The sequence below is a fragment of the Leclercia sp. LTM14 genome (genome assembly GCF_023736175.1).
GTDB lineage: Bacteria > Pseudomonadota > Gammaproteobacteria > Enterobacterales > Enterobacteriaceae > Enterobacter > Enterobacter barmai.
On the sequence record NZ_JAIKTT010000008.1, the window covers coordinates 192,334 to 206,868 of the forward strand.

Annotated in this window: 16 protein-coding genes and 1 pseudogene; 11 read left to right on the forward strand and 6 right to left on the reverse strand. The window is 57.0% G+C overall.

Going from position 1 to position 14,535, the window contains the following annotated elements; translation table 11 throughout:
- Positions 1-43: 43 nt before the first annotated feature.
- The 4 genes from speB to K5I40_RS16740 all read right to left on the reverse strand — a co-directional run bounded on the left by speB (position 44) and on the right by K5I40_RS16740 (position 3,864).
- Positions 44-964 carry an agmatinase gene (gene speB, locus K5I40_RS16725; RefSeq protein ID WP_006811917.1) on the reverse strand — a complete coding sequence of 307 codons (921 nt, stop codon included), beginning with the start codon at positions 962-964 and terminating at the stop codon, positions 44-46.
- Between the two features lie 260 nt (positions 965-1,224).
- Positions 1,225-3,201, reverse strand: coding sequence for a biosynthetic arginine decarboxylase (speA, locus tag K5I40_RS16730; protein ID WP_223075457.1), 1,977 nt, complete (start codon positions 3,199-3,201; stop codon positions 1,225-1,227).
- 8 nt (positions 3,202-3,209) lie between these two features.
- Positions 3,210-3,341: an acid stress response protein YqgB gene (gene yqgB / locus K5I40_RS16735; protein WP_156126890.1), complete on the reverse strand. Its 132-nt coding sequence runs from the start codon at positions 3,339-3,341 to the stop codon at positions 3,210-3,212.
- Between the two features lie 307 nt (positions 3,342-3,648).
- Complete coding sequence (locus tag K5I40_RS16740) at positions 3,649-3,864, reverse strand: hypothetical protein (RefSeq protein WP_223075458.1); 216 nt, start codon at positions 3,862-3,864, stop codon at positions 3,649-3,651.
- A gap of 137 nt (positions 3,865-4,001) precedes the next feature.
- On the opposite strand from K5I40_RS16740, the pseudogene metK reads away from it, so the two are divergent.
- From metK to ruvX, 8 genes and pseudogenes are all read left to right on the forward strand, one after another.
- A pseudogene (metK, locus tag K5I40_RS16745) lies at positions 4,002-5,155 on the forward strand (methionine adenosyltransferase).
- Positions 5,156-5,362: 207 nt separating this feature from the next.
- Entirely contained in the window at positions 5,363-6,760 is a 1,398-nt protein-coding gene (locus K5I40_RS16750; RefSeq protein ID WP_139563588.1) for a sugar porter family MFS transporter, read from the forward strand.
- A 71-nt stretch (positions 6,761-6,831) separates the two neighbouring features.
- Positions 6,832-7,329, forward strand: a complete 498-nt coding sequence (locus tag K5I40_RS16755; protein ID WP_223075460.1) for a SprT family zinc-dependent metalloprotease — start codon at positions 6,832-6,834, stop codon at positions 7,327-7,329.
- A 94-nt stretch (positions 7,330-7,423) separates the two neighbouring features.
- Positions 7,424-8,131 carry a deoxyribonuclease I gene (gene endA, locus K5I40_RS16760; protein ID WP_223075461.1) on the forward strand — a complete coding sequence of 236 codons (708 nt, stop codon included), beginning with the start codon at positions 7,424-7,426 and terminating at the stop codon, positions 8,129-8,131.
- A gap of 114 nt (positions 8,132-8,245) precedes the next feature.
- A complete protein-coding gene (gene rsmE, locus K5I40_RS16765) occupies positions 8,246-8,977 on the forward strand; it encodes a 16S rRNA (uracil(1498)-N(3))-methyltransferase (protein WP_039030109.1) in 732 nt (243 codons plus the stop codon).
- A gap of 19 nt (positions 8,978-8,996) precedes the next feature.
- Positions 8,997-9,944, forward strand: coding sequence for a glutathione synthase (gene gshB, locus K5I40_RS16770; protein WP_138370489.1), 948 nt, complete (start codon positions 8,997-8,999; stop codon positions 9,942-9,944).
- 211 nt (positions 9,945-10,155) lie between these two features.
- Positions 10,156-10,716 carry a YqgE/AlgH family protein gene (locus tag K5I40_RS16775; protein WP_039029803.1) on the forward strand — a complete coding sequence of 187 codons (561 nt, stop codon included), beginning with the start codon at positions 10,156-10,158 and terminating at the stop codon, positions 10,714-10,716.
- Entirely contained in the window at positions 10,716-11,132 is a 417-nt protein-coding gene (gene ruvX, locus K5I40_RS16780; protein ID WP_139563590.1) for a Holliday junction resolvase RuvX, read from the forward strand. Before K5I40_RS16775 ends, ruvX begins: the two co-directional genes overlap by 1 nt.
- A gap of 39 nt (positions 11,133-11,171) precedes the next feature.
- On the opposite strand, the gene K5I40_RS16785 is transcribed toward ruvX, so the two are convergent.
- Together K5I40_RS16785 and K5I40_RS16790 are read right to left on the reverse strand one after the other, a co-directional pair.
- Positions 11,172-11,861, reverse strand: a complete 690-nt coding sequence (locus tag K5I40_RS16785) for a hypothetical protein (RefSeq protein ID WP_039029801.1) — start codon at positions 11,859-11,861, stop codon at positions 11,172-11,174.
- 93 nt (positions 11,862-11,954) lie between these two features.
- Positions 11,955-12,932 (reverse strand): type IV pilus twitching motility protein PilT, encoded by a 978-nt coding sequence (locus tag K5I40_RS16790; protein WP_251929624.1) that lies wholly within the window; start codon positions 12,930-12,932, stop codon positions 11,955-11,957.
- 17 nt (positions 12,933-12,949) lie between these two features.
- Between K5I40_RS16790 and K5I40_RS16795 the strand changes: the two genes are divergently transcribed.
- From K5I40_RS16795 to yggU, 3 genes are read left to right on the forward strand one after another with little or no spacing between them, the layout of a single operon-like run.
- Complete coding sequence (locus tag K5I40_RS16795) at positions 12,950-13,651, forward strand: YggS family pyridoxal phosphate-dependent enzyme (RefSeq protein WP_223075462.1); 702 nt, start codon at positions 12,950-12,952, stop codon at positions 13,649-13,651.
- A gap of 21 nt (positions 13,652-13,672) precedes the next feature.
- Positions 13,673-14,239 carry a YggT family protein gene (locus K5I40_RS16800; protein WP_039029798.1) on the forward strand — a complete coding sequence of 189 codons (567 nt, stop codon included), beginning with the start codon at positions 13,673-13,675 and terminating at the stop codon, positions 14,237-14,239.
- Positions 14,236-14,532, forward strand: a complete 297-nt coding sequence (gene yggU / locus K5I40_RS16805) for a DUF167 family protein YggU (protein ID WP_039029797.1) — start codon at positions 14,236-14,238, stop codon at positions 14,530-14,532. Before K5I40_RS16800 ends, yggU begins: the two co-directional genes overlap by 4 nt.
- Positions 14,533-14,535 lie beyond the last annotated feature (3 nt).

A 14,535-nucleotide genomic window follows, 5' to 3' on the forward strand; every position in this document is an offset into this window, starting at 1 on the left:
GTCGATACACAGGCCGGGCAATCTGTCCCGGCCTCTGTCTTTATTACTCGCCTTTCTTCGCCGCCTGGATGTAGAGCATTTCCAGCGCCAGGGTCGCTGCGGCCAGGGCAGTGATCTCGGACTGGTCATAGGCAGGCGCCACTTCCACAACGTCCATGCCGACGATATTCAGATCCTTCAGGCCGCGCACCAGTTTGATGGCGCGGTCAGAGGTCAGGCCGCCGATCACCGGGGTACCGGTACCCGGGGCAAAGGCCGGATCCAGGCAGTCGATGTCGAAGGTCAGGTAGACCGGCATATCGCCGACGATCTGTTTCACCTGGGCCAGAATATCGTCCACGCCGCGATCGTTCACCTGACCGGCGTCCAGCACGGTGAAGCCGTTGTCTTTATCGAACTCGGTACGAATACCAATCTGCACGGAGTGGTTCGGATCGATCAGGCCTTCGTTCGGCGCGGTGTAGAACATGGTGCCGTGGTCGAATTCGCAGCCGTTCGCGTAAGTGTCGGTATGGGCATCGAAATGCACCAGCGCCATCTTGCCGAAGTGCTTCGCGTGGGCGCGCAGCAGGGGCAGAGTCACGAAATGGTCACCACCGAAAGAGAGCATGCGCTTGCCGGCTGCCAGCAGTTTTTCTGCGTGGGCCTGCAGTTTTTCACTCATTTCACGCGCGTCACCAAAGGCGTACACCAGGTCGCCGCAGTCAACCACGTTCAGGCGCTCGCGCATGTCGAAGTTCCACGGGAAGCGGTTGTGCTCCCAGGCCAGGTTGGTGGAGACCTGACGGATCGCCGCCGGGCCATGACGGCCACCGGCACGGCCGGACGTCGCCATATCAAATGGCACCCCGGTGATCACCCAGTCCGCGTCGCTGTCGTACGGCTGGAAGTTCATCGGAAGGCGTAAAAAACCAAAAGCGTTAGATACCAGAGAATTATCGTACTGATGCCCTAAAGTGCTCATGTCCTGACCTCTTTATAACGTCGGTGCATTAAAAATAGATGAAAAAAAATCCCCTCCGCGTCGTTAAACCCGACGAGGAAGGGATTGATTCGAATAGTGCCTGTTGCGGCGGATTATCGCCGCTATTTCATACGGGTTCAAGTGAGTATAGCAAACGCAATTCCGGCGAAATTTTATCGCCGGATGGCGGCTTCGCCTTATCCGGCCTACGTGTCGCGGCTTTGTAGGCCCGGTAAGCGCAGCGCCACCGGGCACAGGCGTTACTCGTCTTCCAGGTAAGTGTAGCCGTACAGACCGGCTTCAAACTCTTCCAGGAACTGTTTCTGCAACGTGTCGTCCAGATCGGTCTTTTTCACCTGATCGCGGAACTGAGTAAGGAGCTTGTTCGGATCGAGCTGAACGTACTGCAGCATGTCCGCCACGGTGTCGCCCTCGTCAGAGAGTTCCACTTCCACGTTGCCGTCAGGGAAGACAAACACGTCAACCGCTTCGGTATCCCCGAACAGGTTGTGCATGTTGCCGAGGATCTCCTGATAGGCGCCAACCATAAAGAAGCCCAGCATTGGTGGGTTCTCCGGATCGTACTCCGGCATTGGCATGGTGGTGGCGATACCGTCACCGTCAATGTAGTGGTCGATAGCCCCGTCGGAGTCACAGGTAATATCCAGCAGCACCGCGCGGCGCTCAGGCACCTGGTTCAGCCCTTCCAGCGGCAGAACCGGGAACAGCTGATCGATACCCCAGGCATCCGGCATCGACTGGAACAGGGAGAAGTTGACGTACATCTTGTCCGCCATGCGCTCCTGCAGCTCGTCGATAATCGGACGGTGCGCGCGGTTGCTCGGGTCGAGCTGTTTCTGCACTTCGTGACACATGTTCAGATACAGCTGCTCCGCCCAGGCGCGCTCCTGCAGGCTGAACGTCCCGGATGAATAGCCGATATGAATATCATGCAGATCCATCTGGCTGTCGTGCAGCCATTCGCGCAGCGAGCGGCGGGTGCCCGGCTCGTGCATCTCCTGCCAGGTTTCCCACATGCTTTGCAGAGAACGTGGGGCATCATCCGCTGGCGGCGTCGCTTCGCTGATTTCGCTACGCTCAACGCCGATGATGTTGGAGACCAGCACCGTGTGGTGTGCGGTCACCGCACGCCCGGATTCGGTAATTACCGTCGGGTGCGGCAGGCCGTGCTCTTCACAGGCATCACCAATCGCCCAGATGATGTTGTTCGCGTATTCGTTCAGGCCATAGTTTACGGAGCAGTCGGACTGCGAGCGCGTACCTTCATAGTCCACGCCCAGACCGCCGCCCACGTCGAAGCACTGAATGTTCACGCCCAGCTTGTGCAGCTCAACGTAGAAACGGGCCGACTCACGTACGCCGGTGGCGATGTCGCGAATGTTGGCCATCTGCGAGCCGAGGTGGAAGTGCAGGAGCTGAATGCTGTCCAGACGACCACGTTCGCGCAGGATTTCCACCAACTGCAGAACCTGGTTCGCCGCCAGGCCGAATTTGGATTTTTCGCCGCCGGAGGACTGCCACTTACCGGAGCCCTGGGACGCCAGACGCGCACGTACGCCGAGGCGCGGCACAACGTTCAGGCGCTCGGCCTCTTCCAGCACGATGGCGATCTCAGACATCTTCTCAATGACCAGATAGACCTTGTGGCCCATCTTCTCACCGATCAGTGCCAGGCGAATGTATTCACGGTCTTTATAGCCGTTACAGACGATCACCGAGCGGGTCATTCCGGCATGTGCCAGTACCGCCATCAGCTCCGCTTTAGAACCGGCTTCCAGTCCCAGCGGTTCGCCAGAATGAATTAAGGATTCGATTACTCGACGATGCTGGTTAACCTTGATCGGATAGACCAGGAAGTAGTCGCCGTTGTAGCCGTAGGATTCACGCGCGCGCTTAAAGGCGGCGTTAATGGAACGCAGACGGTGTTGCAGGATCTGCGGGAAGCAGAACAGAGCAGGCAGACGCTGCCCCTGCGCTTCACGTGCTTTCACCAGTTTGGCGAGATCGACGCGCGCTTCCGGTACGTCAGGATCCGGGCAAACGCTGATGTGGCCCAGTTCGTTGACGTCGTAGTAGTTATTGCCCCACCAGGCAATATTGTAAGTGCGCAGCATCTTGCTGGCTTCCTGGGAGCTCATCGCAACCTCCTGCATAGAACGTAGTACACCCTGTTCGCCCGCTGACGAAGGCGAAACAAAAGACATGTCGTCAGACATAGCGAACCTCAACTCTTACTATTCAGTGTAAAACAGTTGACTACTATCGCAGCGTCAATCTGCGATAACAACCCATTATCCGACCCGCTTTCCAGCACAGAATGCTGAAAGCCGGGGCGTGCGACCGGTTTCTTATTCATATCATTGTAAAACACGTATCCGAACTCTGTATGACAAGGTCCGGCGAAACCACGAGAAAACTCTTGTATTTACAAGAGCGCCCTTGTTCAGTCTTCACAAAGCGTAGTGCCAGCCCTTGAATCCTGAGAAGCGCCGAGATGGGTATAACATCGGCAGGTTTGCAGATTAGAAATGCGAATGGCGGGGAACATGTTCCGGCCTGAAAGGCAGAACTGAATTAGCGGAAAACGACGGTTCATTATCTCGTATCACCTCCACGCAAGCCTGATTAAACCCGCGACAAGTTAAAGCTAAAAGTTCACTGCTTTACCCGGCTGGAAGTGGCGACACGAAGAAACGTCGTGTGCTTTTTTGTATGAGCCGCGCGCCGCGTTTTATACCGACAAGACGGGGAAAATGCAAAATATAAATGCGCGCATTGCCAGCACCGTCAGCAAAAATTTCCAGCCGGGTTTTCAAGGGCGTAGGCACGCAATCAAAAAAAGCTGGAAATCGGGCGAAGAAGTGACCTAAAATAGCCATCCAGATGTTAATCCATCCATACTGATTAACACTCAGACTGCCAGTGTCATCATCTGCAAGTCCTGGTGGAAAATACTGCCACGGCTACCCCACACGACAGTTTGAGCTAAACAAATTCTCCTTAGGTAAATTAAAACATGGCAAAACACCTGTTTACGTCCGAGTCCGTATCAGAAGGACATCCTGATAAAATTGCTGACCAAATCTCCGATGCGGTGCTGGATGCGATCCTCGAGCAGGATCCAAAGGCGCGCGTAGCCTGTGAAACCTATGTCAAAACCGGCATGGTTATGGTTGGCGGTGAAATCACCACCAGTGCATGGGTTGATATCGAAGAGATCACCCGTAACACCGTGCGTGAAATCGGCTATGTGCATTCTGATATGGGCTTTGATGCCAACTCTTGCGCCGTCCTGAGCGCGATTGGCAAACAGTCCCCTGACATCAACCAGGGCGTTGACCGTGCCGATCCGCTGGAACAGGGCGCGGGCGACCAGGGCCTGATGTTTGGCTACGCGACCAACGAAACCGACGTGCTGATGCCAGCGCCAATCACCTATGCTCACCGTCTGGTGCAGCGTCAGGCTGAAGTGCGTAAAAACGGCACCCTGCCGTGGCTGCGTCCGGATGCGAAAAGCCAGGTCACCTTCCAGTACGACGACGGCAAAATTGTCGGCATTGACGCGGTGGTTCTGTCCACTCAGCACGCTGAGGATATCGACCAGAAATCCCTGCAGGAAGCAGTGATGGAAGAGATCATCAAGCCGGTTCTGCCAACCGAGTGGCTGAACGCTTCAACCAAATACTTCATCAACCCAACGGGCCGCTTTGTTATCGGTGGACCAATGGGCGACTGCGGTCTGACCGGTCGTAAGATCATCGTTGATACCTACGGCGGCATGGCGCGTCACGGTGGCGGCGCATTCTCCGGTAAGGATCCGTCTAAGGTTGACCGTTCTGCAGCCTACGCGGCACGTTATGTTGCGAAAAACATCGTTGCGGCTGGCCTGGCTGACCGCTGTGAGATCCAGGTTTCCTACGCCATCGGCGTGGCAGAACCCACCTCTATCATGGTTGAAACCTTCGGTACCGAAAAAGTGGCAACCGAGCAGCTGACCCTGCTGGTACGCGAGTTCTTCGACCTGCGTCCATACGGCCTGATTCAGATGCTGGATCTGCTGCACCCGATCTACAAAGAAACCGCTGCTTACGGTCACTTTGGTCGCGAACATTTCCCATGGGAAAAACCGACAAAGCCGCTCAGCTGCGTGAAGCTGCCGGTCTGAAATAATCGACTGACAAAGCTTTAATGAGGCCAGCCGCGTGCTGGCCTTTTTGTTTTTCTGCCTCATTACCCCTGTCTGAAAACGCTCTCACCGCGAGAAAAGCGCAGCCCTTTCGGAATACTCTCTTTGTTTGTCTCGCCCCTCTCACATACTTTTACAGTATCCCATTCAAATCTTTACATTCAAAAACATAAAACTAACCGGAGGGCTTGATGCCTGATAATAAAAAAAAGGGGCGGACGTCCAATAAGACGATGACATTCTTCGTCTGCTTCCTCGCAGCACTGGCAGGATTACTGTTTGGTCTGGATATCGGCGTAATTGCCGGTGCCCTGCCGTTCATTACCGATGAATTCCAGATCAGTTCCCACACCCAGGAGTGGGTGGTGAGCTCAATGATGTTTGGGGCGGCGGTCGGGGCGGTCGGCAGCGGCTGGCTCTCCTTCAAGCTCGGGCGTAAAAAGAGCCTGATGATTGGCGCGATCCTGTTTGTCGCCGGCTCGCTCTTTTCCGCCGCGGCACCGAACGTGGAAGTACTGATTGCCTCCCGCGTGCTGCTGGGCCTGGCGGTGGGTGTGGCCTCTTATACCGCGCCGCTGTACCTGTCGGAGATTGCGCCGGAGAAAATCCGCGGCAGCATGATCTCCATGTACCAGCTGATGATCACTATCGGTATTCTCGGGGCCTATCTTTCTGACACCGCCTTCAGCTACAGCGGCGCATGGCGCTGGATGCTGGGGGTGATCATTATCCCGGCGGTGCTGCTGCTGATTGGCGTCTTCTTCCTGCCTGACAGCCCGCGCTGGTTTGCGGCCAAACGCCGCTTTAACGATGCGGAACGGGTGCTGCTGCGCCTGCGCGACACCAGCGCCGAAGCGAAGCGTGAGCTGGAAGAGATCCGCGAAAGCCTGCAGGTAAAACAGAGCGGCTGGGCGCTGTTTAAAGAGAACAGCAACTTCCGTCGGGCGGTGTTCCTTGGCGTATTGCTGCAGATCATGCAGCAGTTCACCGGGATGAACGTCATCATGTATTACGCGCCGAAAATCTTTGAGCTGGCGGGTTATAGCAACACCACCCAGCAGATGTGGGGCACCGTGATTGTCGGCCTGACCAACGTGCTGGCAACCTTTATCGCCATCGGTCTGGTGGATCGCTGGGGCCGTAAACCGACCCTGACGCTGGGCTTCCTGGTGATGGCCGTCGGCATGGGCGTGCTGGGTACCATGCTACATGTGGGCATCGAGTCCCCTGAGTTGCAGTATGTGGCCGTTGGGATGCTGCTGATGTTTATCGTTGGTTTTGCGATGAGCGCAGGCCCGCTGATCTGGGTACTCTGCTCTGAGATCCAGCCGCTGAAAGGCCGTGACTTCGGTATCACCTGCTCCACCGCCACTAACTGGATCGCCAACATGATTGTCGGCGCAACCTTCCTGACCATGCTCGATACGCTGGGTAACGCCAACACCTTCTGGGTGTACGGCGGTCTGAACCTGCTGTTTATCGTCCTGACCCTGTGGCTGGTTCCTGAAACTAAACACGTTTCGCTGGAACATATCGAACGCAACCTGATGAAAGGTCGTCCCCTGCGCGAAATTGGCGCTCACGACTGATCCTTCCGGCTTCCTCCCTCGCGGAGGAAGCCCCTTGCACCGCCCCGCCGCACGTTTTATGCTCTGCCCCTATGAAAACACCCCGTCTCCCCATTGCGCTTCAGCAAGCCGCCATGTGCAGCCTGCGCGACAAACTGGCCCAGGCCAACCTGAAGCTCGGCCGGAACTACCCTGAACCTAAGCTGGTCTGGCAGCAGCGCGGCACCGCAGCAGGCACCGCCTGGCTGGATGCGTATGAGATCCGCCTCAACCCCGTTTTAATGCTGGAAAACCAGCAGGCCTTTATCGACGAAGTGGTACCGCACGAGCTGGCGCATCTGCTGGTGTGGAAGCACTTTGGCCGCGTGGCGCCGCACGGCAAAGAGTGGAAATGGATGATGGAAGCGGTGCTGGGCGTGCCTGCTCGTCGGACCCACCAGTTCGAGCTTGATTCCGTTCGCCGCAATACGTTCCCCTACCGCTGCCAGTGTCAGCAGCACCAGCTCACGGTGCGTCGTCATAACCGTGTCGTGCGCGGCGAAGCGACCTACCGTTGCGTGAAATGCGGTGAACCGCTTATTGCCGGGTAAGCGACAGAACTATCAGGAACATTCCTGATCTGCCTGATTGCATACAGGAACAACTTTCGTTACGTTGCGGGCTCGTTTTGACACGGAGTTGACCATGTCCCGTAATTTCTCTCTCGCGGTCGCGTTTCTGACGACGGCGTTCTCAGGCCATGCGCTGGCCGAAGGTATCAACAGTTTCTCTCAGGCAAAAGCCGCTGGCGTGAAGGTCAATGCCGACGTCGCGGGCGATTTTTACTGTGGCTGCAAAATTAACTGGCAGGGCAAAAAAGGGGTCGTGGACCTGGCGTCCTGCGGCTACAAAGTGCGTAAAAATGAAAACCGCGCCAGCCGCATTGAATGGGAACATGTGGTCCCGGCCTGGCAGTTCGGCCACCAGCGCCAGTGCTGGCAGGATGGCGGGCGTAAAAACTGCGCCAAAGACCCGGTTTATCGCCAGATTGAGAGCGACATGCATAACCTGCAACCCGCCGTGGGCGAGGTGAATGGCGATCGCGGCAACTTTATGTACAGCCAGTGGAACGGCGGCGAAGGCCAGTACGGCCAGTGTGCGATGAAGGTCGATTTCAAAGAGAAGCTTGCCGAGCCCCCGGCCCGCGCACGCGGCAGCATCGCCCGCACCTACTTCTATATGCGCGATCGCTATAGCCTCAACCTCTCCCGCCAGCAAACCCAGCTCTTCAACGCCTGGAATAAACTCTATCCGGTGACCGCCTGGGAGTGCGAGCGCGACGAGCGCATTGCCAAAGTGCAGGGGAATCACAACCCTTACGTCCAGCGCGCTTGCCAGGCGCAAAAGAGCTAACCTACACTAGCGGCAACTGTTTCTTTAAGTGTATACCCCTCACCCTGACCCTCTCCCCATAGGGGAGAGGGGATAGACCGAGCCGGGTCCTGCTATTTATGGAATTCTTTGACTATGCGCGTTCCCCGTATTTATCACCCTGAACCGATCGCCGCAGGCAGCGAGATTGCCCTGTCTGAAGAGGCCGCCAACCACGTGGGCCGCGTGCTGCGCATGGGCACAGGCCAGGCCATTCAGCTGTTTGATGGTTCAAACCAGGTTTTTGACGCGAATATCATCCGCGCCGATAAGAAAAGCGTGCACGTCAGCATCGTGCGTGGCGAAATCGACGATCGTGAATCACCGCTGCATATCCATTTAGGCCAGGTGATGTCGCGCGGCGAAAAAATGGAATTCACTATCCAGAAATCGATCGAACTGGGTGTAAGCCTCATTACGCCACTTTTTTCTGAGCGCTGCGGCGTTAAACTGGATGCTGAACGTCTGAATAAGAAGCTCCAGCAGTGGCAAAAAATCGCCATTGCCGCCTGTGAGCAGTGTGGCCGCAATCGCGTCCCGGAGATCCGCCCGGCGATGGATCTTGAAGACTGGTGTGCCGAAGAGGAACAGGGTCTGAAGCTCAACCTTCACCCTCGCGCCAGCGCCAGCATCAATACCCTGCCGCTGCCGATTGAGCGCGTGCGCTTGTTGATTGGCCCGGAAGGCGGCCTGTCGGCGGATGAGATCGCCATGACCGCACGCTACCAGTTTACTGATATTCTGTTGGGACCCCGCGTTCTGCGTACTGAGACCACCGCGCTAACCGCCATCACTGCCCTGCAGGTGCGTTTTGGCGATTTAGGTTGAAGCATTAACGGAGAAGACAATGATCAAGCTCGGCATCGTGATGGATCCCATCACAAGCATCAATATCAAGAAAGATTCCAGCTTCGCTATGCTGCTGGAAGCGCAACGTCGCGGCTACCAGCTCCACTATATGGAGATGAGCGACCTGTATCTGATTAACGGCGAAGCGCGGGCCCGCACCCGCATCGTCAACGTCGAGCAGAATTACGATAAATGGTATGAGTTCGGTTCCGAGCAGGATCTGCCCCTGGCCGAACTCGACGTCATCCTGATGCGTAAAGATCCGCCGTTCGACACCGAATACATCTACTGCACCTATATTCTTGAGCGCGCAGAAGAGAAAGGTACGCTGATCGTCAACAAACCGCAGAGCCTGCGCGACTGTAACGAGAAGCTCTACACCGCCTGGTTCTCCGACCTGACGCCAGAGACGCTGGTGACGCGCAACAAAGCCCAGTTGAAAGCCTTCTGGCAGAAACACGGCGATATCATCCTGAAGCCGCTGGACGGCATGGGCGGCGCCTCTATCTTCCGCGTCAAAGAGGGTGATCCGAACCTGGGCGTTATCGCCGAAACCCTGACCGAGCATGGCACCCGCTACTGCATGGCGCAGAACTATATTCCGGCGATTGTCGACGGCGACAAGCGCGTGCTGGTGGTGGACGGCGAGCCGGTGCCTTACTGCCTGGCGCGTATTCCGCAGGGCGGCGAAACCCGTGGTAACCTGGCGGCCGGTGGCCGTGGCGAACCGCGTCCGCTGACCGAAAGCGACTGGGAAATTGCCCGCCGCGTGGGTCCGCTGTTAAAAGCCAAGGGGCTGATTTTCGTAGGTCTCGACATCATTGGCGACCGCCTGACGGAAGTGAACGTCACCAGCCCGACCTGTATTCGTGAAATCGAAGCTGAGTTCCCGGTATCTATTACCGGCATGCTGATGGATGCCATCGAAAAACGGCTGAAGCAGTAATAGCTCCCATATTTATACACACAGCCATTCATGTTGCATCAAGGCGGCAAGCCTGAGGATCCCCAGGAGCATAGACAACTATGTGACTGGGGTCCGAAGGCGCAGCCAACGCAGAGGCAGCGTGAAGGGCGAAGTGTATAGTGACAGTATCGGGTTTTGTCCGCATACTGGGTGCTGTCGCTTTTTAAACCAGGAAACAGAACCTCTGACAATGAATTTACAGCATCACTTTCTTATTGCCATGCCTGCTCTCCAGGACCCGATTTTCCGCCGTTCCGTCGTTTATATCTGCGAGTACAGCGAAGAAGGCGCGATGGGGATTATCATCAATAAACCGCTGGAAAATCTTTCTGTTGAAGGCATTCTGGAAAAATTGAAAATTTCCCAGGACGAACGTGTGCCTGAAATTCGTCTCGACAAACCGGTAATGCTCGGTGGCCCGCTGGCAGAAGATCGCGGCTTTATCCTGCATACGCCGCCAGGTTTTTCCTCCAGCATCCGTATCTCTGACAATACCGTTGTGACCACCTCCCGTGACGTGCTGGAGACGCTGGGCACAGAAAAGCAGCCTGCCGATGTGCTGGTGGCGCTCGGTTACTCCTCATGGGAAAAAGGTCAGCTTGAGCAGGAGATCCTGGATAATGCCTGGCTCACCGCCCCGGCAGACTTGAACATTCTGTTTAAAACCCCGATCGCCGATCGCTGGCGTGATGCGGCTAAGCTGATTGGCATTGATATCCAGACCATGCCTGGCGTAGCGGGGCATGCCTGATGAGCGGCACGCTTCTCGCCTTTGATTTCGGCACCAAAAGTATCGGCGTGGCAATCGGCCAGCGCATTACCGGCACCGCTCGTCCGCTGACGGCGCTGAAAGCGCAAAACGGCACCCCGGACTGGAACCTGATTGAACGACTGCTGAAAGAGTGGCAGCCGGATGTCGTCATTGTCGGCTTACCGCTGAATATGGATGGCACCGAACAGCCATTAACTGCCCGGGCGCGCAATTTTGCCAATAAAATTCATGGCCGTTTTGGAGTGGCGATTAAGCTGCACGACGAACGGTTAAGCACGGTAGAAGCTCGCGCCGGTCTGTTTGAGCATGGCGGTTTCCGCGCGCTTAACAAAGGCAGCGTCGATTCCGCCTCCGCCGTGGTTATCCTTGAGAGTTTCTTCGAGCAGGGTTACTGATCCCCCTTCCCTTTGCCCGGTTCCCCGGGCAAATCACGTTTATTCCGCCAGCAGCGTGGCATTGAGCGCGGTCAGTTCAGTAAGACGCGTCCGGACGCTCGCATCGTCAATATTCCACATACCGGCAAACGCCAGCGCGGCATGATGCGCGCCCACGGGCAGCGCCATCGACACTTCACCGTCGTCGTGATGCCAGATCACATGCCCCTGCTCGCGCTGCTGGGCCACATGTGGGGCCAGGTTTTGCCACTGCTCGGGCGTAAAGCGAGGGATTAGCGCTTCATCCGTTTCGCTCGCCAGCAGCGACATACCAATCACCGATTGCCAGGCAGGCAGCATGTGGAAACCGGCCAGCGCCTGGCTGGTCTGGCTGCCGGGAACGGAGTGCCAGATATAGATAACCTGGTCTTCCCACAAAACCCCCAGCGCCACCACGATGTCGCGCGGCGCATGGCGCTCCAGCCGGGGCAGCGCCCGGGAGAAGAGCTCAGAGCCACGGATGGACTGCGCCGCCAGGGCATGAATGCCGGGGCCGGGAAGATAGCGACGATGATCGTCCTGCATGGTCAGGCCAATGGAGGCCATCGTCATCAGCAAACGGTTAACACGGGTGGTGTTAATCCCCATCAGTCGTGCGAGTTCACGGCAGCCGATGGCGCGGCCGCTGGAAACCAGATACTGCAGACAGCGAATGCCGTCGATAAGACTTTGGTTCGGTTGTGATGACATAGCCGCTTCAATCAGTGCAATCAGAAAGTCGATTTTAGCGCCCGTACCGAAGGAAACAAGGCCGCGAAGCCATTCTCTGCTGCCGCTAATGCATTACAGCCGCCCCTGTGCCCGGCGCTCGGCAAGGCTCTGATCGAAATTCTGCATGCCCGCCTGCTGCCCGATCTGGATCACGCCGGGCAGTTGATAAGTTTTACCTTCACGGATCAAATTCGCGGCGGCAGGGGTATTCACCAGCAGCTCAAACAGCGCGACGCGACCCTGCTGGTTATCCCTTTCGAGCTTTTGCGCCAGCACGGCGCGCAGGCTGCCCGCCAGCTGTTTACGTACCGGCTCTTTTTCCTGGGCGGGGAAAGCATCCACCAGCCTCTCTACCGCCTGAGCCGCGCCCCGGGTATGCAGAGTCGCCAGCACCAGATGCCCCGTCTCGGCGGCGGTGAGCGCAAGGCGGATCGTCTCGCTGTCACGCAGTTCGCCCAGCAGGATCACATCCGGATCTTCACGCAGGGCCGCTCGTAGCCCGTCGGCAAACGACGGACAATGCAGGCCAATCTCCCGCTGCTGTACCAGGCAGCGCTTGCTCTGATGGATAAACTCCACCGGATCTTCCAGAGTCAGAATATGCCCGTCGCTGTGGTGATTGAGAAAATCGACCATGGCCGCAAGGGTGGTGGATTTGCCGCTGCCGGTGGCCCCGGTCACCAGAATCAGGCCGTTATCGTTGGTCAGCAGCTCGGGTATCGCCCGCGGCGTGCCCAGGGTTCGCAGCTGCGGACACTGCTCTGCAAGCAGCCGCAGCGCCAGCGAACAGCCTTGCGTATGGGCAAAGGCGCTGGCCCGCAGCCGGTGGTGCTCCAGCGCGACGGCAAAATCCACCTGTCCCTGGGCGCACCAGGCTCCCTGCTGCTCATCGCTGAGCCAGCTTTTTAGCAGCATGGCGACATCCGGTCCCGGAAAAGGGGCGAATTCCATTTTCCCGCGCCGCCGCCAGCGTGGTGGCGCGTTACTGCACAGGTGTAGATCCGACACGTTATGCTTTACACTAAGGGCCACAATTTCTTCCATATCCATTTAATGATCCCCGGAAAATGAACGACATTGCGCATAACCTGGCACAGGTCAGGGACAAAATCTCAGCCGCAGCAACGCGTTGCGGCCGTGCTTCAGAAGAAGTTACGTTGCTTGCAGTCAGTAAAACCAAACCTGCGAGCGCCATCGCAGAAGCGATTGACGCAGGCCAGCGCATGTTCGGTGAAAATTACGTGCAGGAAGGGGTGGAAAAGATTCGCCACTTCCGGGAAGCAGGCGCCGCGGATCTGCAGTGGCACTTTATTGGGCCCCTGCAGTCGAACAAAAGCCGGCTGGTGGCGGAGCATTTCGACTGGTGTCATACCGTCGATCGACTGCGCATCGCCACCCGTCTGAGCGAACAGCGCCCGGCAGAGATGCCGCCGCTTAACGTGCTGATTCAAATTAACATTAGCGATGAGAACAGCAAATCCGGTATTGCGCTGGAAGAGCTTGATCAGCTGGCGGAACAGGTGGCAGCCTTGCCTGGCCTTACGCTTCGCGGGTTAATGGCGATCCCGGCCCCGGAGTCAGATTACGACAGGCAGTTTGCCGTAGCCCGGCAAATGGCTGTAGCATTTGAGGCGCTTAAAACACGCTTCCCAACGGTCGACACGCTTTCACTGGGCATGACGGACGATATGGCTGCCGCGATTGCAGCTGGCAGCACCATGGTGCGCATCGGGACAGCTATTTTCGGCGCGCGCGATTACACCCAATAATAAGGAAACCTGAGGAACGCCATGAAGACGTTGACCTTCCTGCTCTCAACGGTCATTGAACTGTATACGATGGTGCTTTTGTTACGCGTCTGGATGCAGTGGGCCCGTTGTGATTTTTATAACCCCTTCTCGCAGTTTGTCGTGAAAGTCACCCAACCGATTGTCGGGCCGCTGCGCCGGGTGATCCCGCCGATGGGGCCTATTGACAGCGCCTCTCTGCTGATTGCGCTGATCCTGTGCGTGGTAAAAGCGATCGTGCTGTTTATGGTCATCACCTTCCAGCCGATCATCTGGATCGCAGCGGTGTTGATCCTGATAAAAACCATCGGCCTGCTGATTTTCTGGGTGCTGCTGCTGATGGCGATCATGAGCTGGGTAAGCCAGGGCCGTAGCCCGGTGGAATACTCCCTGATTCAGCTCGCCGACCCGCTGCTGCGCCCGATTCGTAATCTGCTGCCAGCCATGGGCGGGATCGACTTCTCCCCGATGATCCTCGTGCTGCTGCTGTACGTCATCAATATGGGTATCGCTGAACTGCTGCAGTCCACAGGCAACGTGCTGCTGCCGGGGCTGTGGATGGCGTTATGAGTGCGGTCAGCACTTGCGCCGACGGGCTGGTTTTACGGCTGTATATTCAGCCGAAAGCCAGCCGTGATTCGATTATCGGGCTGCATGGCGACGAAGTAAAAGTCGCCATCACCGCGCCCCCGGTGGACGGCCAGGCGAACGCCCACCTGGTGAAGTATCTGGCGAAGCAGTTTCGCGTCGCGAAAGGCCATGTGCTGATCGAGAAGGGTGAACTGGGACGCCACAAGCAGGTCAAAATTCTTAATCCGCAACATATCCCGACGGAAGTCGCGGCACTAATACAACAGGATTAACAC